The sequence below is a fragment of the Curvibacter sp. CHRR-16 genome, assembly GCF_018474005.1.
Classification (GTDB): Bacteria; Pseudomonadota; Gammaproteobacteria; order Burkholderiales; family Burkholderiaceae_C; genus Allorhodoferax.
The window spans coordinates 385,707-411,196 of sequence record NZ_JAHCSH010000002.1; the positions used below are offsets into that span (position 1 = coordinate 385,707).

Consider the following 25,490-nt stretch of genomic DNA (forward strand, 5'->3'; position numbering starts at 1 on the left):
TGAATACGCACTGGACAATGAATCACCGTACCCCCTGCCCTGCCATGGCATCTGGCGTAAAGAAGCTGTCCGGACGGCGCGGTACGATTTTGTAGTGCAACTCACGTTCATTGACCACACCACTGGCATACCAAGCACCAGAGAGCAAGTCGTTGAACCCCCACTGCTGTTGCGGGGTAGTAGCAGGAAGGTCAGGCATAACAACCGGATGTGACCAAATCGTTTTCCAGAGTTGCCCATTGGCATCCCAACGATCACCCAATACAGCGACCCACGTGTCTTCATCCACGTAATAGCGACTCTTAGGCGCTTGGTGGCGTTGGCCACTCTTGAGTACAGCCTCTATCACCCAGACACGATGCAGTTCCCAGCGAACATGGTCGGGATTCAAGTGATTGGGCAGCAGGACATCGGAATCTTTAAGCGGCGTATACAAGCGATTGCTGTTGTAAGGAATCAGCATTTCGCGTTTGCCCACGATCTTCCAATCAAAACGATCCCCACGGCCTGAGAACACATCGATTTCATCGAAACTGGCAACCCCGCTGGTGGCAGGAGCTGGCGTATCGCAACAGGCATTGGGCAATTTACGCACCCGGCGTTGGCCTGTGAGATAGACCCACACACTGGTTTTATCTGGGTCTAGGTTCTGACGACCAGTAATGGCTTCTCCAGCGCGCACTGGTGGCCCACTGTTGACCAAACGGATCATCCAACTTTCGCCAGAAAATTTGTCTGCCTGTCCGTTGGCGTAATACGGCATTTGGAAATCACCAATGCCTTGCACAGACAACACCACCTGCCCATTGCCTGTTCCCATGTAGCCACGGAAATCGGTTTGCCAAGCTTCACCGCGCCAGTGCAGTTCGTTGTTCATCAAGACCTCTCGACCAGTCTTGGGTATGGGAAATGGAATACCGCCAAAAGCCCCTTTGACCAACTCACCATCTAGCGATGCACTCGTCGCATTCTTGAAGGTGTTGTCATATACCCATTGCGGTGCAGCGGCAGTGCGGTAGGTCTTGTAAACGTCGACGCGATAACTGTTGGGGTATTTTTTTAGCAGCGCTTGCGTTCCATCCGTTAACTTATCCGCGTACTGCGCCATGTTGGCCGCAGTGATGCTGTACAAGGGCTTTTCATTGGCAAATGGATCCAGACGACGTCCCCCATTTTTAAAACCCGCAATGGGTGTTGTATAGCCACCTGTCCACGCAGGGATAGAGCCATCTTTATTTCCGGCACGCTCAGCACCAAAGGGGGTTAACTCACTCTTAAGGCGCGCAGCTTCATCCGCTGTAACGCCAGCCGATGCAGTGCCAGCTGCACACATCAACGAAATGCATGCCCATACGATTTGGTTTTTTTTCATATATCGCTCCTGATTCAAAAGGTGGTGTTCACTGAGAACGTGAGGTAGTTGCGATCTTTGAGGGCTTGGAGGTACTGCACGTCGTTATTGGCATCCAAGGTGGTACCGGACGCGCCAAGGAACTGCACATAGTTCGCAGAGAAATTCCACTTCCCGAGATACGTACCAGCCAGGCCTAGCGTCAAATCTCCGCCCTTATCAACACCGAACGCTGGGCCCACGGCAGAAGAGCGACCTCTGGTGTAGCCCACACCTATCGAAGGCGTGAGATCCAGACCAGGCTTTACTTGGCGGTAAGTAGGGGCATACACCATGCGCACAGCCCATGCAGACTCATCTGAATTGGGGTTCAGCATCGATTCGTTTTGGGTCACGCTTAACCGCTTATTCCAAGCCAGCTCCCCAATAAAAGATGCTTCGCGCGATATGAAAGAAGGCCCTAAAGAAGCAATCCAAGAAACCTGCGCATGGCCAGTTCGTCCCACTGCATACCCTGGGTTATCGGTATTGTTTAAACCCACGTTGGAACCTGAGGTAGTGTTGATCGTCTGCCCTGAGCTGGCCAAGGGTGCGTTATCCCGAACAGAGACCTCACCGGCCCAGCCCCACTCAGCAACCGACTTGGAGAAACTGGCACCATAGGCACGTATGCCTTCGTGATAAACCCAGCGATATGAAGTGGGTGCAGGCGATAGCGTGGTGTAGATATTGCTGGGAGTGGTGGCGTGATAGCGTGTCGCGTAGAAACCGAAGTCGGTATCAATCGATGCAGCACGCCAGCGCAGTTGGATACCCCCCTGCCCATCGCTGCTTGGATTGAGATCATCGCGCTTTGTGAAAGCCGATGAACCTGCAGAAATACGCTCAGCCCCCAAACCCATGGTATCTAGGCTCGATAAATATGCCCCTACCGGAATGAGCCGACTTTTTTCCCATTCATAGCCTACATACATGCCCACAGACACATCCGAAGACAACTGCATCTGCCCCGAAAGTTTGCCTGTAGGACGTGCAATTTCCTTGAACGTTGAATTGGGAACGGACAGAAGCTTGATCAAATCCAATGGAGCTTGTCCTCCGGCAATCCCGTTGACCCCAAAGAACAGACTCTCCCCCCACAACAGGGTATGCCGTCCCAATCGGACAGAGGTCGGCTTATCCCCCACGTCAAAATTGCTGTAAACAAACGCATCCAACAACTCCGCGTCATTGCCCATGAGGCGGCGTGTCTCAGACGGAAATTCGTTGCTGGGAGTGTGGTTGGAGGTAGCGCTGGTGTTGTTATTGCCGCGCATATAAACACTGTCATACCAAGCGGCACCACTGATTCGCGCCCCATAGCTTGGCCCCGTCAAATCCAACTCTGTAAACAGATCTACTCGGTTGGACACGATGCCTCGATCAAAGTTGTTGTCACCGTCGTTTTGATTCAAGGTTCCCGATCCACTGGATAGCTCAGAACTGGCTGAATCCAAGCGACTCATCACGCTGTACTTGACCGTGTTGTCCCAACGCAGCTTCCAGTCAGGATTGCCAACATCTATCTCCATTGCATGAACTGAATGAGCCTCCAGCAGAGCTAGCGCTGCAATCGATACAGCGTGACGGCGTAGCAGCACATGCGCAGGGTTTGAGCCTGCACGCACATCATTTCTCATGGTTTGTCTCCGTTGTCTTTTTGAAATCTATCCGGGAGGATGTGGGTATCTCTTCGGATAGGACGCAACTGTAGGCAGCGCGTTTTCATTCGAGAAATGGATTCTTTGGATGCTTGACATCGGTCAAGCCAATATCAGTGGTAACCCGCAAAGACAACGCATGCGATTCAACAAACTTGACCTGAATTTATTGGTGGCTCTGGATGCTCTTTTGACAGAAAGAAACATCAGCCGAGCTGGGCAACGCATACACCTGAGCCAGCCTGCAACGAGTAATGCACTGGCCAGACTGCGAGACTATTTCCAAGATGAACTACTGATCCCGCGAGGCAGACAACTGATCCTGTCCACTCGCGCACAAGAACTGGTAGAACCAGTGCGCGAAATACTGATGCGCATAGACAGCACCATTGCAACGCAACCCACTTTTGAACCATCCGAAACCATGCGCAAATTTGTGCTGCTGCTATCGGACTACAGCGCATCGGTTTACATCCCTTCCTTGATTGCCAGCATGTACAAACTGGCCCCCCAAAGCGGCCTGGAAATGCGCTCACTCAATGAGCGTCCACTGGAGCAATTGGAAAAAAATGAAGTGGATCTTTTGATCATCCCTTCCCAATACGTATCGAGTGCACACCCCTCCAAACCACTGTTTGAAGAGCAATACATGTGCGTCACGTGGAAAGGCAACACCCGTATCCAAAACCAACTCACATTCGATGACTACATCGAAGCTGGGCATATCGCAGGAGACTACTCAGTCAATCACCAGCATGCTCCTGCATTCGATAGCTGGTTTTTGGAGCGTTTTGGCGTCAAACGCAGGGTCGAAGTCACAGCCCCCACATTGACGGCATTACCCCAAATGGTCGTGGGCACCAACCGCATTGCCACGGTGCATAGACGTATCGCACTGCAAGCGGAAAAGACATTGCCCGTTGCCATATGGACGCCCCCCATTGAAATCCCCACCATGATCCAAACCTTGCAGTGGCACAAACACCGTGACGGTGATCCCGCTATGCAATGGCTGATTGCAGAAGCGTTGCGTGTGGGGAAAACCATTTGATTGCCCGCACTAAGGCCGCACCCCCTGCCACGCCAGCCCCGCAGCTACACCGCCAAAGCGGTTGCCCTCGACCAGCGTGGCCTGTGGCATGGCTTGGCGCAGGGTGGTGATGAGGGTGCGCAGCGCCGATGAACCACCCGTGAGGTAGACCACATCCACCGCCTGCAAGCCCGCAGCGCTGATGCACTGCTGCGCGCACTGAACCACCTGCTGGAGCGAGGCATGCAGCGCCTCCTCCATGCCCGGCGCATCGATGCGGGTGGTGGGCAAGGTGGCATCCAGATACGCCAAATCCACCGCGCTGGGCTGCCCACTGATAGAACAAGCAATCTTGGCCGCCTCCACACTGGCCAGCATGCGGTGGCCGTACTGGCACTCCAGCGCCGTCATGAGGCGATGGTGCAGGGTTTGGTCGGAGTAGTCAGTCCACAGCTCTTTGGCAAAGTGCAGGGCCTTGCGCGTGTAGGCCTGGTGGATGAGGTGCCAGGTGCTGAGGTCAAAAAACACGCTGCTGGGCACGATGCGCCCGCCCGTACCCACGTGCTTGTAGCCCAAGTGCGGCATGACAGTAGCCAGGTCCAGCAAGCGGTCAAAGTCGGTGCCACCAATGTGCACCCCAGTGGTGGCCAGCACGTGGGCAGACTCCGATGACTGCCCAGCGTGCAAACGCATCACCGTGAAATCCGAGGTGCCACCACCAATGTCCACCACCAGCACGGTGGTGTCGGTGCTGATGCGTTGGCCATAGTCCAGCGCAGCGGCGATGGGCTCAAGCTGGTAGCGGATGTGGGTAAAGCCTGCCTCTTGGGCCGCTTGGCCCAGCGTGTCTTGCGCCAGCGCGTCGCGCTCGGCGCTGTCATCCACAAAGTGCACAGGGCGGCCCAGCACCACGTGGTGGAAGGGGTGGCCCGCTTGGGCTTCGCAGCGGCGTTTGAGTTCTTTGAAAAACAGCACCACGATGTCGAAGTAGCGCAGGCTGCGCTCCCCCACTGCCGTGTATTCGTTCATGAGGGCGCTGCCCAGCAGGCTTTTGAGCGAGCGCAGCAAGCGCCCTTCGGTGCCCGCCAAATAGGCCTGCATGGCCTGGCTGCCAAACAGCACTTGGTGGTTCTCGGTGTCAAAGAACAGGGCTGTGGGCATCTCGGCCTTGGCCCCGTCAAGCTGGATGACTTGCAGCGCACCGCTGGCGTCTATGTAAGCCGCAGCGGTGTTGCTGGTGCCAAAGTCGATGCCCAGCACGATGGGGCGGTTAGAAGATGCGTTGGAGGTAGTAGAAGACACCATAAAAAACTTGCAGGACAAACAGTGCTGCACATTGTGACTGCATGCCCGTTTGCGCCAGCGCAAAGGCCATGACGGCGAGCTATAGCCGTAACGCCATTCTTGATGGCAATCAAATCACTCCTCCACACTGAGCCAAAGAATGGACTGCACGTTTATTCAAAGCACAGAAAGGTGAGCGTGATGACGCACTTTGACAGCCAAAGCAGTGAATTGTGGATTGTGGGCGGAGGCATTGCCGGCATGTCGGTAGCGGCCTTTGCCATCCGTGACGCGGGGGTACCGGGCCAGCACATCCATATCTTGGAAGAAACCGGGGTGACGGGCGGCTCTATGGACGGCTCGCACGCGCCCAACAACCCGCAGCAGGCATGGGTCACGCGCGGTGGCCGCATGCTGACCGACGAAACCTACCTGTGCACCTGGGATTTGTTCAGCACCATTCCCTCGCTGGAGAACCCCATGGTCTCGGTGCGCGAGGAGGTGATTCGCTTCAACGAGCGCGTGAAGACCCACGCCCAAGCGCGTTTGATCGACAAAAACCACCAGATCATCGACGCATCCCAACTCGGGCTGTCCATGCACAACCGGCTGGAGATGATGCGCCTCTTGGCCACCAGCGAGGAGCGGTTGGGCAGCAAACGCATTGACGAGTACTTCAGCCCCGACTTCTTCAGCAGCAACTTCTGGCGCATGTGGCGCACCACGTTTGCCTTCCAAAAGTGGCACAGCGCCGCCGAGCTCAAGCGCTACCTGCTGCGTTTTGTGCAGGAGTTCAGCCGCCTGCACACCCTGGGCGGCGTGCGCCGCACCAAGTACAACCAGTACGACTCCATGATCGTGCCGCTGCAGCGCTGGCTGTTGGATCAAGGTGTGGACGTGCGCTTTGGCCACCGTGTGACGGATGTGGACTTTGCCACCCTGCCCAGTGGCGAACGCCGCGCCAGCGTGCTGCACCTGCAAACGCCCGATGGTGCCCAGACCCTAGCCATGCGCGAGCAAGACTTGGCCTTTATCACGCTGGGCTCCATCACGTCCGACGCACGCTTTGGTGGCAACGACAGCGTGCCCGAACTGGTACGTGACCGCCGCGACCACGGCTGGAGTTTGTGGGAGAACATCGCCCGCAAAGCGCCCGACTTTGGCCGCCCTGTGGCCTTCTGCGGCAATGTGGACGAACACAAGTGGGAGTCGTTCACCTTCACCATGCACGACGACACACTGCTCAAGCGCATCGAGGCGTATTCGGGCAACGCACCGGGCACGGGGGCGCTGATGACCTTCTTCGAGTCCGGCTGGCACCTGAGCTTGGTAGTGCCTTACCAGCCCCACTTTGCCGACCTGCCAGATGGCAAGTTCACGCTATGGGGCTATGGCTTTGAGGTGGACAACGTGGGCGACTACGTGCGCAAGCCCATGAGCGCGGCCACCGGACGGGAGGTGCTGACCGAAGTCATTAAGCAACTGGGCTTTGACGACATACTGAACCATGTGCTGGCCACTACCGATGTGACCACTGCCATGCTGCCCTACGCCTCGGCCCTGTTTGCTTGCCGCACGCCCAGCGACCGGCCCCTGAACATCCCCAAGGGTGCGCAAAACTTCGCCTTCATGGGGCAGTTTGTGGAGATACCGGAGGACGTGGTGTTTACCGTTGAGTACTCGGTGCGCTGCGCCATGCTGGCGGTGTACCAGTTCTTTGGTGTGCAGCGCCCCGTGCCTGCCATTTACCACGGGCTGACCGATCCCGAGGTGGGACTCAAGGCGCTGGAGACGGCCTTCCACTGACGTGGGCCAACAAACCGGTGCAGGCGTCTTCCACGAGGTCTAGCACCCGCTCAAAACCGTCTGCGCCGCCGTAGTACGGGTCGGGCACCACGTCACTATCGTGGCGGGTGCAAAACTCGGTCAGGCGGCGCAACTTGTGCGCGTGCTCAGGGGGGCACAGCGCCTGCACGTGCTCCAAGTTATTCCAATCCATGACCAGTATCAGGTCGTGGTGTTCAAAGTCGGCCTGCCGTATCTGGCGCGCCCGCAAATCAGCCAGCTGGTAGCCGCGCTGCTGGGCGTGGCGCTGCGAGCGTGCATCGGGCGGCTCGCCGGGGTGGTAGTTGTGCGTAGCCGCCGAGTCCACAGCAATGCGCGGGGCCAGCCCCGCCTGCTGCACCAACTGGCGCATGACACCATGCGCCGAGGGGCTGCGGCAAATATTGCCCATGCACACGAATAAAAGGGATTGGGATTGCATGGGTCTATTGGAACACTTGGAACACCTGCGCCAGTGCTTGGCCCAGTGTTTGGGCCTCTGGGCTGATAGCGTGCAAGCACCAGCCCACCACCCAAGCGGCCAGCACAAAGCACAAGCCCACCCAGATGGTTTTGCGCAGCATGTGGGGCCAGTAATCGGCATGACCGTAGCCCGCGCCTTGACCGTAGCCGCGCGCCATGCGCCGCACCACCACGGCACCGGCCACGCATTCCAACACCACTTCGGCCAGAAAGCCTGCGAGCAAGTCGGTCAGCACCACAGGCGCAAGCCCCAAGAACCACAGCACGACGATGGCCAGCAGCAACAGGCTGATGACCGCCAACAAAACGGAGAGCCAGTCCTCGCCTGCGGAGGAAAAATCCCAGCCCTCTAGCCAGCGTATGGGTTTGGTGCGCTCTTGCGCAGCATCGCTGTAAGCGGCTTCTTCGATGGGGGTGGCGGCATCTACCTCCGCATGGGGCACCCGCGCCGCCCACCAGCGCGCGTACACCCAGCCGCCCAGCAAAAAGCCCACGCCATAGATGACCAAGGCCGAGAGAGCGTAGCGCGTGCTCAGGGCATGCACCCCAGCGCGGTACAGCAGCAGGGTGCTGCCAGCGCCCACCACGCCCAGCCAGAGCCCCAAGGCCCAACCGTGCCAACGAAAAAGCCCCCGCTGGTGGGGGGCGATGCGGCCTAGGCCCAAGAAACCCATGAATCAGAGTGGGCTGTTTTGCAGCGCTGCGATGCGCTCTTCAATGGGCGGGTGGGTCGAGAACAACTGGCCAATACCACCGGCAATGCCCATGGCGGCCACGCTCTTGGGCAACTCACCGGGGGTGAGCCCTCCCAGACGGGCCAAGGCGTTCACCATGGGTTGCTTGCGACCCAGTAAAGCAGCTGAGCCTGCATCGGCACGGAATTCACGCTGGCGGCTGAACCAGGCCACGATGATGGCAGCCACAAAGCCCAGCAAAATGTCCAGCACGATGGTGGTGACGTAATACCCGATGCCGGGGCCGCTGCTTTCGCGGTCGTCACCCTTGCGCAAGAAGCTGTCCACGGCGTAGCCGATAACGCGACTCAGGAACACCACAAAGGTGTTCATCACGCCTTGGATCAGCGTCATGGTCACCATGTCGCCGTTGGCGATGTGGGCCACCTCGTGGCCGATCACGGCCTCTACTTCGTCGCGGGTCATGTTGTATAGCAAGCCATCGGACACAGCCACCAGCGCGCTGTTGCGGAAAGCGCCTGTGGCAAAGGCGTTGGGCTCGCCATTGAAGATGGCCACTTCGGGCATGCCGATACCGGCTTTTTCAGACAAGCGGCGCACGGTCTCCACAATCCACGCTTCGTCGGCGTTGCGCGGCTGGCTGATAACCTGCAGGCCGGGCGTGGTCCACTTGGCCATGGGCTTGCTGATGAGCAGCGAAATGATGGCACCGCCAAAGCCCATGATGAGCGCAAAGCCCAGCAGCGCGCCCAAGTTCAGGCCATTGGCCGTGAGGAAGCGGTTCACGCCCAGCAAGCTGGCAACGACACCCAACACCAGCACGACGGCCAGGTTGGTCAGTACAAAAAGAATGATGCGTTTCATGGTTCTGGTCTCCTGTATCCAGACATTGGTTCCAACACAGTGTGGATAGTAGGGCCAAGCGGCCCACTTTGCCTACGGGCTCTAAAGGCTGGCCCCATGCCAGAAAGGGGAATCAGGCCACTGGGGCTGGCACCACGGTGCTGGGGCTGCGGGGTCGACGAAACACGCTGGCATCGGCGTAAAACGCGGCATCGCCCTGCTCCAATCCCCCATTGGCAGGCCACCAACCGGGCACGCCCAGCACCGGCAAGTGGGCGAAAGGCTTGCTGGCCACCCAAGAAGCATTCAGGGCTGTAGAGCACGTCCAGTCTGCTGAAGCAGCTATCAAATCTATAGCATCCATAGACCATGCCAACACATGTGCGGTGAGCGGCTTGCGTGGCAACACCAACTGCTCCAGCAGCGCGTGGCCGACGATGCACACACGGCTGCGCTGCCACGCTGGGCGCAGGGGGCCAAATAGCTGCATCCAGTCTTTGGCTTGCAAGGCGGCCACCACGGCAGGCGGGGCCAGCAACAAAGCACCGTTTTCGTCCAACAGCGTCAGGCCATCGCGCACTGCGCCACGCCGTGGTGGGGAGGCGTTGTCTGGGGCGTGCCGTGTTTGCAACCCAATCTGCTCCCAATGCAACGCGGTGATGCGCGCCTTGGTCTGCGGGTAGTGCAGCCAGATCAGGCCATTGAAAAAGTCGTGCAGGTTGTCCCGCGTGGGCACCGCCCCGGTAGTAGCAATGTGCGCCTCGTAGGCCATGCCGCTGGGCAGGTCCTGCTGGGGCACAAAGTGCAGCCGCCCATCCAGCAAGTCCTGCCACGCTCCGGCTGGAGCATCTGCACTGCCTTGGCGCTGGCGCAACAGTAGCCCATGGTTGAGCGCATCGGCCACGCTGGCCCCAGCCAGTACGCGCTGGGTCAGCAACGGCCCCAGCGGGCACAGGTGCGCCAGCCAAGGGGCGCTCCAGTTGACGCGATTCAGACCAATTTCCAAGCCAATGCCTCGCCTGCCGCCAGGGGGATGAGCTTGGCTTCGCCAAAGGCGAATTCGGCGGGTGGCATCCAGCTCTGGCGCTGCAGGGTGATGGTGCCGCTGTTGCGGGGCAGGCCGTAGAAGTCGGCCCCAAAGTGGCTGGCAAAGCCTTCCAGCTTGTCCAAAGCACCAGCGGCATCGAACGCGGTGGCGTACAACTCCATGGCGGCGTGGGCGGTGTAGCAGCCAGCGCAACCGCTGGCGTGCTCCTTCAAGTGGGCTGCGTGCGGGGCGCTGTCCGTACCCAAGAAAAAGCGTGCGTTGCCGCTGATCGCGGCTTGCACCAATGCCAAGCGGTGGGTTTCGCGCTTGAGCACGGGCAGGCAGTAGTAGTGCGGGCGAATGCCGCCGGTGAAGATGGCGTTGCGGTTGTACAGCAGGTGGTGCGCGGTGATGGTGGCGGCAGTTTGAGGCCCGGCTTCGGCCACGTACTGGGCGGCTTCGCGGGTGGTGATGTGCTCCATCACGATCTTGAGCGCGGGGAAGTCGCGGCGCAGCGGCTGCAGGTGGCGCTCAATGAAAACGGCCTCACGGTCGAACAGGTCGATGTCGCTGCTGGTCACTTCGCCATGCACCAAGAGCAGCATGCCGTGGCGCTGCATGGCCTCTAACACGGGGTAAATGTTGCGCAGGTCGGTCACGCCCGCATCGCTGTTGGTGGTGGCGCCTGCGGGGTAGAGCTTGCACGCCACCACGCCTGCGGCCTTGGCCTTGGCGATTTCGTCGGGGCTGATACGGTCGGTCAGGTACAGCGTCATCAGCGGCTCAAACTGCATGCCTGCAGGCACGGCGGCCACAATGCGGTCGCGGTAGGCCAAGGCCGCCTCGGTGGTGGTAACCGGGGGCTTGAGGTTGGGCATGATGATGGCGCGCCCAAACTGGGCGGCCGTGTGGGGCACCACCGTGTGCAAGGCCTGGCCGTCGCGCACGTGCAGGTGCCAATCGTCAGGCCGGGTAATCGTGAGGGAGGATGGGGAGGGAGATGTTGTGCTGCTCATGGGGCCGCATTGTCCCAAACTCGGCGGCCCCACTCCCACGACCAGCGTGCCCCATCAGAACGGCACGAAGTCGCTAGGGTATTTCCAGAAGTCTTTGAGCAAGTAACCCACAGGCATGCTCAGGCTTTTGCCGTTGGGTGGAATGGGTTTGTTGAACCATTTGTCGTAGATGGGATAAATCTCGCCACTCAGGATCAGGCGCTTCATCTCGTCATCGATGACTTTCTTGAACTCGGCATCGCCCTTGGGCAGCATGATGGCCAACGCTTCGGCGGTGATGGACTGCCCCACCACCTTGAAGTCTTTGGGGCTAGCGTCTTTGGCGATCAGGCCGTAGAGCTGCACATCGTCCATGGCAAACGCATCGACCTCACCTGCACGCACCAACTCCACGCCCTTGGCGTGGTCGGGTACTTCCACGGTTTGGATGCCCATACCCCGCTCGCGGTTGAGTCGCTCCAGTGCTTGCAGGGGGGTGGAGCCTTTGGTGGAAGCAACTTTGCGCCCCGAAAAATCTTCCATGCGTGCCATGGGGCTGCTGGATTTGATGAGGAAACGCGCCCCGGTGATGAAGTGGGGAATGGTGAAGGCCACTTTTTCGCGCCGCTCAGCGTTGTTGGTGGTAGCGCCGCACTCCATGTCGGCACGGCCTTCCACGATGGCGGGTATGCGCTCTGCCGGGGCGACCATCAGATATTCCACCTTGATGGCTTTGAGGGTGAGTTTTTTGCGCACCGCTTCGGCCAGCTTTTGGCACAAATCCAGTGCATAGCCTATGGGCTTTTTATCCGCATCCAGGTAAGAGAAAGGCACCGCCGATTCGCGGTGCGCCAGCACGATACTGCCTTTTTTGCTGATGCGCTGCAGCGTGGTTTCGGTTTGTGCCCAGGCACTCGTTGCCAGCAAACAAGCGGCTATGCACAGCGTAGGCAATCGAAGTTGTCCAACGGTCATCATCACACCTCACGGTTTTGTAGAAACGTCACGATAGCGCAGAGCAACATTCACGCCAAAACCTGTTGCCCCAAATAATCCCACAAAGCTTGGGCCGCACTCTTGCCGGCTGCAGCCTGTTTGCTGGCTACCTTGCCCTGAGGCTTGGAGCTGCTCTTGGCTTCGGGGCGCTCGCGGTAGGCGCGAATGTCCATGGTGATTTGCAAATGCTGGGTCGGTGGGGTCAGTGCGCTCACCAGCTTGCCAGCGCTGAGTTCGCGAGCCACAGCGCTGTATGGCAAAAAGGCCACGCCATGCCCTTCAAGGGCCATGGCTTTGAGTCCTTCGGCCATATCGGTTTCATACACCCGATCAAAGTGTACGGGGGTATCAGCTTGTTTCAAGATGAGATCGACCATCATCCCCATGTAGGCCCCAGCGCTGTAGCCCAAATAAGGCAATGGCGCTCCTGCCCGGCCGGGAAGCACGTGCAGTGGCCGACCTTCGGCATCGGGACGCACATAGGGGGCCAGTGGCTCTTGGCCCAGCGTCACCATCTCGTAGCGCTCGGGATCTAGCTGCAAGGGCTGGGATGGGTGGTGGTAGGCAATCAACAGGTCGCAACTGCCTTCGACCAAGCGCATCACGGCATCGTGCACGTTTTGCGCAATAAGGCGGCTTTTGAAATGCCCAAAGTGCACCCGCAAATCGGAGACCCACGCAGGAAAAAAGGTGAAAGCCAAAGTATGTGGCACAGCGAACTCCACCACATCCTGCGCCGTCACGTTGTGCCCGCGCAGCATGGCACGGGTGGACTGCAGGGACTGCAGAATTTCCAAAGCTTGGTCATACAGGGTTTGGCCTGCTGCTGTCAGGCGAGTGGGGTAGCTACTTCGATCGACCAAATCCGTCCCTGCCCACGCCTCCAAAGACTGAATACGGCGTGAAAAAGCAGGCTGCGTCACATGACGCAACTGCGCTGAACGGCTGAAGCTGCGTGTTTCAGCCAAGGAAACAAAGTCCTCAAGCCATTTGGTTTCCATCGCGTGTCCTTCAATAAGTAGGAATCTTGGCGGCAGATTGTCTGTCTTTTTGCCAGAATGCTCGATTGTGAAAGAAATGACAATCTAATCACCAATCTCACAATTTGTTCCAAGGGTTGATGCCATGAAGCCTTCTGTATCGATTTTTGCGCGGCTGCTTTTCCTCGCCGCGGCGGTCTTTTTGATGGTGCAAGCCATCCAAAGCGGTCAGCCCATCACCATCGCGATGGTGGTTTGCTCGCTGATCATGTTTGCTGTCAGTTGGCACAACGCCAGCCAAACCATGGGTTCTAGCGCAGCACTCACCTTTGTAGTCACAGCAGGTCTGCTGGGTTGGTTTGCCGAGGAAATGGGGGCCACCAAAGGCTGGTTCTTTGGCAGCTACACCTACACCAATGTGCTGGGTTGGCAGCTAGGCCATGTGCCAGCCGTCATTCCCATGATGTGGTTTGCCCTGTGCTACGAGGCCTATGTGATCGTGAGCCTGATCGTGCGCCAACAGCCAGTTTGGCAGGCCAAAACCGGCTGGAGCAGTTTTTACATCGCACTGCTGTGCGGCATGGTGGTGACTTCGTTTGATCTGGGTGGTGATCCCTACATGGTGTACGTGATCAAGGCATGGATCATGACCAAGACTGATGGCGGCTGGTTTGGCGAAACGCTGCAAGGCTTTGTGGGCTGGATGTTGGTTTCCACCACCATCGTGACGGTGTTCAGCTGGCTGCAGCGCAACCAACCCTACCAACCAGCGCCCGACTTGCCTGTGTGGATGCCGCTGCTGCCTATTGGTCTGTACAGCTTTTCCATGGTGATCCAAATCTTCTCGGGCGATCCAATCGAAACCCGTGCCATTGCCGTGTTTGCCATGGGCACACCCGTGCTGCTGGCTTTGGCTGGCTGGTGGCGCTGGAAGCAGCGTGTGCAAGCCGAACGCGCCCGCGCCAAAGTGCACACCGCAAGCGATGAAACTTTGCGGCAAATGCGCTTTGCCGCCGACCCCTTGGCCGACAACACCATTGCAGCCGTTGTGGGACTCACTCCTCTGGTACCCAACACCCCGCAAGCCGAGCAAGCTTGCAACCACTTGGCACAAGTAACACGCCAGTTTGCGCACTGGAACAGCAACGCCAGTCTGCACAATTGGAAGCCTGTAGGCCATTTGGATCCGACCATCACCCAAGCCTTGCAAGACTATTTGCAGCAAGGCATGGCACTGCCCGCTTGGGCTGATACTGGCAAGATTCAACGTGCGGAACAAATATTTTTAGACCACAGCACACTGTCATGCCTGTCACTGTTTTGTGCCAGCTTGCCCGAGTGCTATGTACCCGAAGACTTGTCTACCGTACTGCACATTGCTGGTCAGTTAGAAGCCCATACCGAGCACCGCATTCGCAGCACGGCGGCCATGATCTTCCCTGTTATGTTCCCAGGAGGTCTGACCGACCCCAGTGGCAGCGGCATTGCCCAAATACTCAAGGTACGCCTGATCCACTCCACCATTCGCCACTTGATCCTGCGGGAAACACCCCAACAAGCCCTACAAACCGTGGCCACACAGTGGGCCGCTGGGCTGCAAGGCAGCATCGCCGCGCAGCAGAAACCGCTGCAAGCTAGCCTGTACCAGTCCTTGCTATTTAACGGCTGGCATTTGGGACGCGATGGCCTGCCCTGCAACCAAGAGGAGATGGCCTACACCCTGCTGACCTTCTCCTACGTGTTCTTGCGCACCTTGCGCCAGTTGGGGCAAGCATTGCCCCAAGCCGACGAAGAGGCTTACCTGCACTGCTGGAACGTCACGGGGCATTTGCTGGGCATTCGCGCCGAACTCATGGCCCACACCATGGAAGAAGCCCAGGTACTGTTTGACACGATGCAAGCACGCTGCGCTCCGGCTCGCATCAGCCCCGACCCTCGCCCCCCTCTGGCCAACGCCCTGATGCAAACCATGGCCAACGTGATCCCGTGGAAATTGGCCAAACCATGGCCAGTCCTGCTCACACGCCAATGGTGTGGCGAGGTGGCCGTGCAAGCCTTGGGCTTGAATGGGCCCACGCCTTTGCTTTCACGCATAGCGTTCAACACCGGCATGGGCTTGATCCGCTGCATAGACAGCCTCTTGGGATGCAGCCTCTCCGTCATGCTCACCCGCGTGGTGGGCTACCACTTTATGGAGCACCTATTGCTTGACCAAACCCGGCCCTTGGTACTGCCAGAGCATCTGCTCAATCCGGTGCGACAATCGGTCGCTCAACTGGGCCAGTGCTCCCGTTCGGCCCACTGGCAAAACCGCTTAGAGCGGTGGCTTAGCAAGAAAATTGCTGCCAATGCACCGCTGTCTGCGCTGCGCCAATCCACGTCCTAGCCCCACTATGCTTTTACTCTTGCGCTCTGCACTGACTGCCTTGTGGTTGCTAATGTGCTTGTCCCCCACAGCCAGTGGGGCGCAAGAAGCGGTGCTATTGCAAGCAGACACCGCCAATGTGGCTGTATGGCCATGGGTTACCGTGCTGCCAGAGGAGGGGGAGCCCATCAGCATCCAAACGGTGATGGCATCCACAGCGCAATTCCAAAAGCCCACCTCGGCTTACCAAACACTGGGCATTGCGCGCCCGCCACTGGAGGACCAGCCAGTACAGTTTTATTGGCTGCACATCCCACTGCGCACCCACTTGTCGGTGCAAACGCCTTTTGTGCTGCATGTGGGCTTTCCTGTTTTGAATCTGCTGGATTTGTATGTGGTGCACCAAGGCGATGTGGAGCAACGCTTTTTGCAAGGCAATTTGATGCCATTTAGCGAGCGGCCCATCGCCGTCGCCACCCATGCATTCAACATCAATCTAGAACCCAATAGCGACTACGACATCTACCTGCGTGTGGGCTCCAGCGGCACATTCATCCTACCCATCAGCATAGAAAAGCCTGCCTATTTCCAGCGCATGCAGCAAAACGAGCTGCTGCTACAAGGTGTCATCAATGGACTGTGCTTGGCACTGCTGGTGTTTAGCGTGGGCAAATGGGTGTTGCTACGCGATAGTCTGTATTTCAAATACGTGCTGTTGATTTGCGGCATGGAGATGTTTTTCTTGGTGTTCCATGGCTTGGGCTCCCAGTATGTGTGGGATGGCAATGCATGGCTAGAAATCCACCTTGGACTCATTGGCAGTATGGTGGCCGCCACTGGCTCGCTGCTATTTAGCGAGCATTTGCTGCGCCCACCACAAGGCCGCCCCCACTGGGGGCTGAGCCTTTTTATGCTGGGCTGTGTTGTGTTCACTGCGCTGCTGTGCTTGCTCTATGGACTCAACATCATCAACACCGCCACAGGCACGAAAATAGCCAGTGCCTACGCCTTGATCCCGGTGTTGGTTGCCACCCCTTTGGCTTGGCGGCGCTGGCGGCGCGATGGTGAACGCTTGGGCTTGGTGTTCTTGGCCAACTTGGCCTTTTACACCGCCACAGCAGTGATCATGGCCCAGATCGTGCATGGCAAACTGGACGCCAATTTTTGGACGCTGCATTCGATGCAAATCGGCTCGCTGGTTGACATCTTGGTGTTCATGTTCATGCTGGGCATGCGCAGCAAAATGTCGCACAGCCAATTGCAACTGATTGAGAAAGACCAACAACTGCAAGACTCCACCTTGCTAACCGACTTGCACACGGGGTTGATGCTGCGCTCGGGTTTCATGCAACGTCTAGAAGTGACCTTGGCACAATCACACCACCGATTCCTGACGGCGGTTTACATCATCAATCCCGAACTGATCGACTCCAGCAACGATGCCGATTGGTTGGCCGTGCAGCATGATGTACTGAGCGCAATCGGTATGCGACTCAAGAGCCAATTGCGTGGCAGTGATACCGTCTGTCGCTGGGGAGAAAACAGCTTTGCGGTCATGGCCATTCAGTTGCGCAATCCAGAACAAGCGCTGGACATCGGCAACAAGCTGCTTCACTTGGTCGTAGAGCCGCTACAGCTAGGGCATTACGAGGTGTATTTGGGGGCCCGCATTGGCTATGCCTTGGCCCCAGTGGATGCCCACTTGGCTCTGGACTTGATGCGCATGGCCGATATCGCGGTGTACACCGGCACCCAGCACATCAACCAAATTCAACGTTACGCGGCCAGTGCTGCAGCATAAGCAGAACGGGTAGCAGGGCTTACGCTGGCTACCACTTGGGCATAGCGCGTTTGGTGGCGCGCCATCAGGCGTGCCGAAGCAATCGACCTAGAGCGGCAAAACCAGTGGCAGGTGTGCTGCAAAAGCAGCAACTCGGCACAAGCCATATAGGCGCGCTCACGCTCACTGCGTCCAGTTTGGTTGTCTATGACTTGCCCCAAGCCTTTGGCATGCAATGCCAACAACTCACGCGCATCCACCGTCAAGCCTGACAACCACTGCGTGGCGTACGGCAATGCCACCGGCACCCTACTGATGCGCCACACTGCCGCAGGTTGGGTAGCCACGTCAGCCGCCAATGCCGCGAGTTGCTGGCACAGCTTGTGTTCCAGCGGACGCAAATACGCCAATACCTGTTCACGCCGATCAGCCGCCGCCTCCCCCATCGCACGCAGGTAACCGTCCATGACGGTTTCCATGAGTTTTTCTATTTCATAGCGCCCCAAGGCTTGGCTCAGTTGCACGATGCGCTGGCGCTGCTCAAAGTTACGCGCCAACCACCACAGCGCGGCCAATCCAATCAACACAAAAAACCGCATATCCATTTGTCCATCAAACTGTCGTTGGGGAGTCCCCGCTTTGCTGCAACGCCCACATCTGGGCATAGCGTCCTTGGCGTTGCAGCAGTTCAGCATGCGTGCCACGCTCCAGCACACGACCATGCTCCAGCACCACGATTTCATGCGCATCCACCACCGTAGACAAGCGGTGCGCAATCACCAGCGTGGTCTTATTGTGCGACACCTGCTGCAACTCAGACTGAATGGCGCGCTCATTGGCGCTGTCGAGCGCACTGGTCGCCTCGTCAAATATGAGAATGGGCGGGTTTTTCAGCAAGGTACGGGCAATGGCCACACGCTGCTTTTCACCACCACTGAGTTTGAGTCCTCGCTCGCCCACCCGCGTCTCGTAGCCTTGTGGCGTGCGGGCAATGAAGTCATGGATGTGCGCAGCCTTGGCCGCCGCCTCCACCTCGGCTTGCGTGGCTTTGGGGCGACCGTAGGCGATGTTGTAGGCCACCGTGTCGTTGAACAGCACGGTGTCTTGCGGCACGATGCCTATGGCTTGGCGCAAGCTGCTTTGCGTCACTTGGCGAATGTCTTGCCCCCCAATGCGGATGCTGCCGCTCTGCACGTCGTAGAAGCGAAACAGCAAGCGCGCCAAAGTGGACTTGCCTGAGCCACTGGGCCCCACCACTGCCACCGTCTTGCCAGCGGGAATGGTCAGACTCACACCGTGCAATACCGTGCGCTCGTGGCCGGTACGCTGGTCGTAGGCGAACACCACGTTGTCAAACTCCACATCGGCCTGCGCCGCATCACTGTGCCGAGAGCCGATTTGCAATGGCAACGCATCGGGGGCATCGGCCACTTCTCGCTCACACTCCAAGAGCACGAACATCTTGTCCAAGTCGGTCAGGCTTTGTTTGATTTCGCGGTACATCACACCTAGGAAATTGAGCGGTATGTAGAGCTGGATCATGTAGGCATTGACCATGACCAAATCGCCCAAAGTCATGCGTCCATCGACAACACCTTGGGTCGCACGCCAGAGCATGACCACCAAGGCCACGGCGATGATGCATTGCTGCCCGCTGTTGAGCAGCGACAACGTGCGCTGGCTCTTCACGGCGGCTTGGCGATAGCGCTCCAGGTTTTCGTCGTAGCGCTTGGCTTCAAAGGCTTCGTTGTTGAAGTACTTAACGGTTTCGTAGTTCAACAGCGAATCGATAGCTCGGCTGTGTGCGCTGCTATCGAGTTCGTTCATGCGCTTGCGAAACTGGGTGCGCCACTCCGTCACCGTCACAGTGAAAGTGATGTACACCACCAAAGCCAAGGCAGTGATCAGCACAAACCACCCATCAAACTGCACCCCCAAAAGGGTGAGTACCAGCACCACCTCAATCAAGGTCGGTCCGATGCTGTAGAGGGAGTAACTGATGAGCGAGTTCACGGCCCGTGTACCACGCTCGATGTCGCGCGTCATACCGCCCGTTTGGCGCTCTAAGTGAAAACGCAGGCTCAAGGCATGCAAATGCTCAAAAACCTGCAGCGTAATAGCACGCGAAGCACCCTCGGTGGCCTTGGCAAAGACCAGTTCACGCAACTCATTGAGCACAGAACTGCCCAAACGCAAAGCGCCATAACCCACCAGCAAGGCCACAGGCACTACCAACAAAGCCTGTGCGGCCCCTGCTGGCGTCGATAGGTTGGGATTCAATGCATCGATCATGTGCTTGAGCAACATGGGTACGCCCACATTGGCCAGCTTGGCTCCCAGCATACAAGCCAGCGCGATCAACACGCGCCACTTGTACTGCCACAGATAGGGGAACAAGCGCTGCAAAGTGCGCCAGTCGCTACGGACAGGCCCTGTGGCCTGCGATGGTTCGGGAATGGGATCAGCAGCGTAACGGCGCATACAGGACAATAGAGTGAATTATTCAAACCAATCAAAACAGCATTGTCCTATGACGGATCACACTCCTATTTCTCCAGATCAAGTTCCCAGCGATGAAGAGCTGGTGCTCAAAGTTATTCCCATGCCATCGGACTGCAATGCCAACGGCGATATTTTTGGGGGTTGGCTCATGGCCCAAGTGGACTTGGCCGGTTCGGTGCTGCCCTATCGACACAGCCGCAGCCGCATGGTCACGGTGGCCGTCAAGGAATTGCTGTTTTTGCTGCCCGTGAAGTTGGGCGATTTGCTCAGCTTTTACGCCAAAGTCACCCGCGTGGGCCGCACTTCAGTGACCGTCAAAGTCAATGTGTACGCCGAACGCTTTTCCAACCAAGGCAAGTTCTACAAGGTGACCGAGGCCACCTTGAGCTACGTGGCCATCGACGACAACGGCCAGCCCAAGGTGATCACGCCTCAGTGAGCGCCCGAACGGGCAAACTGGAACCCTCTGCCTGGTGCGGCAGCCAGCAGCTTTTGCGTGTAATCGCTGCGCGGTGCGCGAAACACCGTGCTAGCGTCCCCTTCTTCCACCAACTGCCCTTGGTGCAACACCATGATCCGATCACAAATGCGACTAGCCACACGCAGGTCATGGGTGATAAAGAGAATGCCAATTTGCAATCGCTGCTGAATTTCATCGAGCAAACGCAAAATTTGCGCTTGCACCGATACATCCAGCGCAGAGACAGCCTCGTCAGCAATCAACACCTTGGGCTTACAAGCCAGCGCACGTGCAATCGAAATACGCTGGCGTTGCCCACCGGAAAACTCACTCGGGTAGCGGTGCAAAGCATCGGGCTGCATACGCACCAAACGCATCAATTCTTCGGCTTCCGCCCACGCTTGGGTACGATCAACGCCGAAATTCAAAGGCCCCTCAATAATGGACTCACCCACGGTTTGCCGCGGGTTCAGTGAACGATAAGGGTCTTGAAAAACCACTTGCAAGGTTTTCCGGTAGGGCAGCAAATCGCTCACACTGGCATGTGCCACAGATCGCCCATCGGAAAAAATGTCCCCTGCGCTGGGTTCTATCAAACGTGCTATGCAACGTGCAAAGGTGGATTTACCGGAACCAGACTCACCCACAATGCCAATGGTTTCCCCAGCGCGCAAGCGCAAAGAAATGTCGTTGACCGCCTTCACCAAACGCGGCTTGGCTGGCCAACGCCGTGTTTCATACGTTTTGCAAAGGTTGTGCACTTCCAAAAGCGGATATTCATTCGACACTACAGGACGCGCAGCAGGCTCCAGCTCCAGCACCGCATCCAACAAGGCTTGCGTGTAAGACTCCTTGGGGGCAGTTAACACCTGCTCTTTGCTGCCGCGCTCCACCATCTTGCCCAGCTGCAACACCACCACTTCATCAGCAATTTCAGCCACTACCCCGAAGTCATGGGTAATAAACAAAACGGCTGTCCCACTCTCTTCTTGCAACTCGCGAATCAGCTTGAGAATTTCTGCTTGGGTGGTGACATCCAGCGCCGTTGTTGGCTCATCGCAAATGAGCAATGCTGGCTTGAGTATCAAGGCCATGGCTATCACGATTCGCTGGCGTTGCCCGCCTGAGAGTTGGTGCGGAAAACTGGCATAAATGCGCTCAGGCTCTGGCAAGCGCACATGCTGGAATATTTCCAACACACGTGCGCGCCTTTGGGCTTTGCTCAAAGGCGTATGCTGCGCCAGCATTTCCTCCACCTGCTCGCCACACGCCATAACCGGGTTAAGTGCTGTCATGGGCTCTTGAAAAACCATCGCCACTTGGGCACCTCGTATGGTTCGCATGTGCTCTTGTGAACACTGCAAAACATCGTTCCCCATCAACAGTACTTGTCCGGCATCGGCCCTCAAGCCCTCTGGCATCAGCCCCATCACCGTACTGGCAATGACCGATTTCCCTGACCCTGACTCCCCGAGCAAACACACAATTTTTCCTGCATGCACATCAAATGAAATGCCGCTCACCGCATGCGTACGATCAGCCCCAGAAGGTAACTGAATCGCCAGATTGCGCACTGACAGGACTGCCTCCTGCGCAGAAGACGAACTCTTAGGGTTTGTTGCACTGCTCATATGACTTGCCTTAGGTGCGTTTATTGAATTTGGGATCGAGCTTGTCACGCAAAGCATCCCCCAGCATATTGACCGACAGCACCGTCAATGCCAGCAAAGTTCCGGGTAACAAAACGACTTGGGGGTATTGGTTAAATTGGCTGCGCCCCTCGGCCATGATGCTGCCCCATGTTGCCTGCTCTGCAGACAACCCCAATCCCAAAAATGAAAGGCTAGACTCAATCAGGATGGCAGCCGCACAGATGTATGTACCTTGAATGATCAGAGGTGCCATGGCATTAGGCAAAATGTGCTTGCGCAAAATTTTGATAGTGGGAGTCGCCAGTGCCACCGCCGCCTCTACATAAGCTTCCTCCCGAACGCTCAGCACTACCGAGCGCACTAGACGGGCCACCCGGGGAATTTCAGGGATGGTGATAGCCACAAGCAAGGTACTGAGATGCGCGCCAAAAATCGCCACCAAACTGATGGCAAACAGCATGGCCGGAATGGCCATCAACCCATCCATACAGCGCATGATGACTGCATCTACGCGTCGGAAGTAGCCACTCACCAACCCCACCAAACTGCCAAGGACGATGGACAGGCATGCAACGACCACGCCCACCGTCAGGGAAACACGGCCGCCATAGAGCATGCGACTCCATAAGTCACGCCCCATCGCATCCGTTCCTAGCAAAAACCGGTGTTCAAAACTGTCACCAGACAAGTCGTTAAACACCGCCACAGTCCACCACGGCAAATTGGCATTGGAAGGGTCTATTGCATCCGGGGAGATCGTGCCAAACAGGGGTGCACCAACAACCAAGACCACGACAAAAAGCAACAAGGCTGTGCTGTAGCGCACAGGTCTATGCCGCCATAAACGCAGTGCTTGCTTTTTCCAAGGCGCACTGGCGCTGGTTTTTGCAGATTTGTGTGAAGACATAAAAACCCTGCCTATTCAATACCGGATGCGAGGATCGAGCAGCAAATAGCTCAAGTCCACCAGCAAATTAACCACCACGTACACAAAGGAGAAAAACAAGGTCACACCCTGAATGAGGGGAAAGTCACGCGCAAGCACGGATTCAACCGTCAAACGCCCCAAGCCGGGGATAGCAAAAACCGTCTCCGTGACCACCACACCAGTAATGAGCAATGCAATACCAATACCGACCACCGTGGCGATAGGCACAGCCGCGTTGGCCAAAGCGTGACGTGTTAGCACTCGCCACTCGGATATGCCTTTCGCACGGGCTGTGCGGATATAGTCCTCGGTCAAGGCTTCTGATACTGCAGCACGGGTGACCCGCGCGATCAAAGCCACGTAGACAAAAGACAGCGTCAGCGCAGGCAGTATCAGTCCATGCAGCCATCCCCCAATACTCTGCGATGCAGGGGTGTACCCCTGCACTGGAAACCACCGCAACTGCAGGCCAAACAGCCAAATCAATGCATAGCCCACCACAAAAGCAGGGACTGAAAAACCCAGTGCTGACGCCGCCATAAGGCTGCGATCCAGCCAACTGTTGCGCTTCCAAGCTGCGATCGTTCCCAGCGGAATGGCCAGTGCCAGCGTGAACCCCAAGGTCAACACCGCCAAAGAGACCGTGGGGCCAATGCGCTGCGCAATCAGGGATGTAACGCTTTGCTGAATAAACAGCGAATGCCCTAAATCCCCTTGCAGCAAGCGCCCAAACCAATGTGCAAACTGCAGTGGCAGTGGATCATTCAGCCCCAACTGCTCCCGCATGTGCGCAATATCTTGGACTGTGCCGCTGTCCCCTACGATAAGCGCTGCTGGATCGCCCGGCGCTAGATGCAGCATGATGAAAACAATCAAGGCCACAACCACCAACACCGGAATGGTCGCTAGTGTGCGCCGCAGAATAAACATAAGCATTGCTATGGCCCTTTGTAGGAGTCAGAAAAGCACGAGGACTTACTTTTTACGAAGTCCCCAGAACACATTGACCGGCGCTTTCACCAAGCCACTGACGTTCTTGCGCAAAGCCGTGTAGGGCGTGTACTCACCCAATGGCACGACAAGTCCCTGCGAGAGTGCTTCCTCTTGGATATCGGTAGCGATTTTTTTCTTCTTCGCAGGATCCGATTCCATCAAGAAGTCCACTTTGAGCGTCTCCAACTTCTCCGAAGTAGCCCAACCAAACCACCCCTTGGTGCCATTGCCAGTCAGTGTCGGCATGGTGATGGGATTCATCATGTCCGCAGCAAAAAAACCGGTCATAAAAATATTCCACCCACCATGGTCTGCCGGATCCATCTTGGCCCGGCGCGCAACCACGGTCTGCCAATCCATAGATTGCATGTCCACGTTAAAACCCACTTGGCGCAACAAAGCCGCCATAACCAGCGGGTATTTATTGTGGGTAGCGTGGTCTGTAGGTGCCAGCAACACAACGGGCTTTCCGTCATATCCTGCTTCTTTCAACAGTTTTTTGGCTTCGGCAATTTGTGATTTGCCCGTGAAACCTACCGTGCGGTCAGACCAATACGGTGTACCGCTGGCATAAATAGAAGGGTTGGTATTGAACATCTCAGGCGCTACAAACTGGGCGCGCATGAGTGCTTGCTGGTTCACCGCCAACATGGCAGCACGGGCAATTTTGGGGTTATTAAAGGGCGCAGAAAGATGGTTAAAAAACATCACGATTCCGCCTTGCCCCACCTGCTTTTCCAGCGTGATATTGGCATCGCCCTTAAAGCTCGCGTATTGCTCCGGCGGAATGCGCTCAATCATGTCCACCGAGCCTGAAATCAGTGCATTGGCTTGTGTTTGTGCATCGGGCAATACGAGCCATTCGACACGATCCAAATACACCTGCTTGCCACCCGTTGTGCCAGATGCAGCTTCTTTGCGTGGAACGTATTGAGGGTTCTTCACATACACCACTTTGCTTCCGGGAGCGTACTCATCCTTTTTGAATATATACGGCCCGGATCCAACCACCTCGGAAATTTGGGTAGTTCCTGGTGTTTCAGCAATGCGACGGGGCATGATGAACAAGGGGTTACTGGGGTTACCCAAGGCATCCAACATGAAGCCAAACGCTTGGTTCAGCTCAATGCGGAAACTTTTCTCATTGACCGCATCCATGCTCTTGGTCGCAGCCAGTAGCAATTGACCGACTGGAATGCGTGAGCCCCAACGTTTGATAGAGGCAATGACATCAGCACTGGTTACTGGAGCGCCATCATGAAAAACCAAGCCCGAGCGCAGCGTAAAGTTCCACTCTTTGCCATCTGCACTGCGCTTGAAGCGGTCCACCATCTGTGGCTTTATTTCGCCCTTTTCGGTTATGCCAAACAAAGTGTCGTACACCATGAAACCATGGTCGCGCGTTACCGTCGCAGTCGTCCACACAGGATCCAAAATCTTCAAATCAGCTTGCGGCACCATGCGCAGCACCTTGCTATCTTCCGTCGCGGCTTGCGCCATGCCGGGTAAACCTGTCAAAAGAGATGCTTGCGAGGTAACAAGCCAGCCCATGGCTGCGCGACGCGATATAGCTCCAGTCATAAAAACTCCTTTGATATCAAA

General features: G+C 57.1%; 21 protein-coding genes. 5 read left to right on the forward strand and 16 right to left on the reverse strand.

Annotated features, from left to right (window positions below; all coding sequences use genetic code 11):
* Positions 1-22: 22 nt before the first annotated feature.
* Together KIK84_RS05360 and KIK84_RS05365 are read right to left on the reverse strand one after the other, a co-directional pair.
* A complete protein-coding gene (locus KIK84_RS05360; RefSeq protein ID WP_214121996.1) occupies positions 23-1,372 on the reverse strand; it encodes a DUF1329 domain-containing protein in 1,350 nt (449 codons plus the stop codon).
* Between the two features lie 14 nt (positions 1,373-1,386).
* Entirely contained in the window at positions 1,387-2,922 is a 1,536-nt protein-coding gene (locus KIK84_RS05365; protein WP_250207761.1) for a DUF1302 domain-containing protein, read from the reverse strand.
* Positions 2,923-3,139: 217 nt separating this feature from the next.
* Between KIK84_RS05365 and KIK84_RS05370 the strand changes: the two genes are divergently transcribed.
* Complete coding sequence (locus KIK84_RS05370) at positions 3,140-4,102, forward strand: LysR substrate-binding domain-containing protein (protein ID WP_250207762.1); 963 nt, start codon at positions 3,140-3,142, stop codon at positions 4,100-4,102.
* Positions 4,103-4,111: 9 nt separating this feature from the next.
* Here KIK84_RS05370 and KIK84_RS05375 read toward each other — a convergent pair whose 3' ends face one another.
* The gene (locus KIK84_RS05375; protein WP_214121999.1) at positions 4,112-5,386 is read right to left on the reverse strand and encodes an Hsp70 family protein; all 1,275 of its coding nucleotides are present in this window, start codon (positions 5,384-5,386) and stop codon (positions 4,112-4,114) included.
* 180 nt (positions 5,387-5,566) lie between these two features.
* Between KIK84_RS05375 and KIK84_RS05380 the strand changes: the two genes are divergently transcribed.
* Positions 5,567-7,171: an oleate hydratase gene (locus tag KIK84_RS05380; protein WP_250207763.1), complete on the forward strand. Its 1,605-nt coding sequence runs from the start codon at positions 5,567-5,569 to the stop codon at positions 7,169-7,171.
* Here KIK84_RS05380 and KIK84_RS05385 read toward each other — a convergent pair.
* The 7 genes from KIK84_RS05385 to KIK84_RS05415 all read right to left on the reverse strand — a co-directional run bounded on the left by KIK84_RS05385 (position 7,143) and on the right by KIK84_RS05415 (position 13,229).
* Positions 7,143-7,631 (reverse strand): low molecular weight protein-tyrosine-phosphatase, encoded by a 489-nt coding sequence (locus tag KIK84_RS05385; RefSeq protein ID WP_214122001.1) that lies wholly within the window; start codon positions 7,629-7,631, stop codon positions 7,143-7,145. The two genes, KIK84_RS05380 and KIK84_RS05385, sit on opposite strands and share 29 nt — an antisense overlap.
* A gap of 4 nt (positions 7,632-7,635) precedes the next feature.
* Positions 7,636-8,346, reverse strand: coding sequence for a hypothetical protein (locus KIK84_RS05390; protein WP_214122002.1), 711 nt, complete (start codon positions 8,344-8,346; stop codon positions 7,636-7,638).
* Between the two features lie 3 nt (positions 8,347-8,349).
* Positions 8,350-9,231, reverse strand: a complete 882-nt coding sequence (htpX, locus tag KIK84_RS05395; RefSeq protein WP_214122003.1) for a protease HtpX — start codon at positions 9,229-9,231, stop codon at positions 8,350-8,352.
* A 112-nt stretch (positions 9,232-9,343) separates the two neighbouring features.
* Positions 9,344-10,216 carry a DUF3025 domain-containing protein gene (locus tag KIK84_RS05400; protein ID WP_250207764.1) on the reverse strand — a complete coding sequence of 291 codons (873 nt, stop codon included), beginning with the start codon at positions 10,214-10,216 and terminating at the stop codon, positions 9,344-9,346.
* Complete coding sequence (pyrC, locus tag KIK84_RS05405) at positions 10,201-11,253, reverse strand: dihydroorotase (protein WP_214122005.1); 1,053 nt, start codon at positions 11,251-11,253, stop codon at positions 10,201-10,203. The genes KIK84_RS05400 and pyrC overlap by 16 nt, the downstream gene beginning before the upstream one ends.
* A 54-nt stretch (positions 11,254-11,307) precedes the next feature.
* Complete coding sequence (locus KIK84_RS05410) at positions 11,308-12,207, reverse strand: amino acid ABC transporter substrate-binding protein (protein ID WP_214122006.1); 900 nt, start codon at positions 12,205-12,207, stop codon at positions 11,308-11,310.
* 50 nt (positions 12,208-12,257) lie between these two features.
* A complete protein-coding gene (locus tag KIK84_RS05415) occupies positions 12,258-13,229 on the reverse strand; it encodes a LysR substrate-binding domain-containing protein (protein WP_214122007.1) in 972 nt (323 codons plus the stop codon).
* Between the two features lie 124 nt (positions 13,230-13,353).
* Here KIK84_RS05415 and KIK84_RS16550 point away from each other — a divergent pair, with 124 nt between their 5' ends.
* Positions 13,354-15,594 (forward strand): carotenoid biosynthesis protein, encoded by a 2,241-nt coding sequence (locus KIK84_RS16550; protein ID WP_250207765.1) that lies wholly within the window; start codon positions 13,354-13,356, stop codon positions 15,592-15,594.
* A gap of 7 nt (positions 15,595-15,601) precedes the next feature.
* On the forward strand, positions 15,602-17,374 hold the full coding sequence (locus KIK84_RS05430; RefSeq protein WP_214122008.1) for a 7TMR-DISM family protein: 1,773 nt from the start codon (positions 15,602-15,604) through the stop codon (positions 17,372-17,374).
* On the opposite strand, the gene KIK84_RS05435 is transcribed toward KIK84_RS05430, so the two are convergent.
* Together KIK84_RS05435 and KIK84_RS05440 are read right to left on the reverse strand one after the other, a co-directional pair.
* Positions 17,350-17,958: a hypothetical protein gene (locus KIK84_RS05435; RefSeq protein ID WP_250207766.1), complete on the reverse strand. Its 609-nt coding sequence runs from the start codon at positions 17,956-17,958 to the stop codon at positions 17,350-17,352. The two genes, KIK84_RS05430 and KIK84_RS05435, sit on opposite strands and share 25 nt — an antisense overlap.
* A gap of 7 nt (positions 17,959-17,965) precedes the next feature.
* Complete coding sequence (locus KIK84_RS05440; protein ID WP_214122009.1) at positions 17,966-19,834, reverse strand: ABCB family ABC transporter ATP-binding protein/permease; 1,869 nt, start codon at positions 19,832-19,834, stop codon at positions 17,966-17,968.
* Positions 19,835-19,883: 49 nt separating this feature from the next.
* On the opposite strand from KIK84_RS05440, the gene KIK84_RS05445 reads away from it, so the two are divergent.
* The gene (locus tag KIK84_RS05445; protein WP_214122010.1) at positions 19,884-20,294 is read left to right on the forward strand and encodes an acyl-CoA thioesterase; all 411 of its coding nucleotides are present in this window, start codon (positions 19,884-19,886) and stop codon (positions 20,292-20,294) included.
* On the opposite strand, the gene KIK84_RS05450 is transcribed toward KIK84_RS05445, so the two are convergent.
* Genes KIK84_RS05450 through KIK84_RS05465 form a run of 4 tightly spaced genes read right to left on the reverse strand, consistent with a single transcriptional unit; the run spans position 20,288 to position 25,469 of the window.
* Entirely contained in the window at positions 20,288-21,946 is a 1,659-nt protein-coding gene (locus KIK84_RS05450; RefSeq protein WP_214122012.1) for an ABC transporter ATP-binding protein, read from the reverse strand. The two genes, KIK84_RS05445 and KIK84_RS05450, sit on opposite strands and share 7 nt — an antisense overlap.
* Positions 21,947-21,956: 10 nt before the next feature.
* Positions 21,957-22,874 carry an ABC transporter permease gene (locus KIK84_RS05455; protein WP_214122013.1) on the reverse strand — a complete coding sequence of 306 codons (918 nt, stop codon included), beginning with the start codon at positions 22,872-22,874 and terminating at the stop codon, positions 21,957-21,959.
* A 15-nt stretch (positions 22,875-22,889) separates the two neighbouring features.
* Entirely contained in the window at positions 22,890-23,831 is a 942-nt protein-coding gene (locus KIK84_RS05460; RefSeq protein WP_214122015.1) for an ABC transporter permease, read from the reverse strand.
* Between the two features lie 39 nt (positions 23,832-23,870).
* Positions 23,871-25,469, reverse strand: a complete 1,599-nt coding sequence (locus KIK84_RS05465; protein WP_250207767.1) for an ABC transporter substrate-binding protein — start codon at positions 25,467-25,469, stop codon at positions 23,871-23,873.
* Between the last annotated feature and the right edge of the window lie 21 nt (positions 25,470-25,490).